Source organism: Citrobacter sp. Igbk 17 (genome assembly GCF_028069775.1).
Taxonomy (GTDB): domain Bacteria; phylum Pseudomonadota; class Gammaproteobacteria; order Enterobacterales; family Enterobacteriaceae; genus Citrobacter.
The window spans coordinates 1-294 of the sequence record NZ_JANEWI010000107.1; the positions used below are offsets into that span (position 1 = coordinate 1).

The following is a 294-nucleotide window of genomic DNA, read 5'->3' on the forward strand; positions in this document are numbered from 1 at the left end:
TTACCACTTTGTGATTCATGACTGGGGTGAAGTCGTAACAAGGTAACCGTAGGGGAACCTGCGGTTGGATCACCTCCTTACCTTAAAGAAACGTTCTTTGTAGTGCTCACACAGATTGTCTGATGAATGATGAACTTCTGAATGTACTTTCGAGTGCATTAAGAAGTTTTGCTCTTTAAAAATCTGGATCAAGCTGAAAATTGAAACGACACACTGTTTCATTTCTCCGTAATAAGAAATGAAAAGCGGTGTGTTCGAGTCTCTCAAATTTTCGCAACACGGTGGTGTTTTACG

Annotated in this window: 1 rRNA gene; it reads left to right on the forward strand. The window is 40.5% G+C overall.

Annotation, left to right across the window (positions count from 1 at the left end):
• Positions 1 to 80 (forward strand): 16S ribosomal RNA (locus tag NNO08_RS23010); the annotation flags it as partial.
• Between the last annotated feature and the right edge of the window lie 214 nt (positions 81 to 294).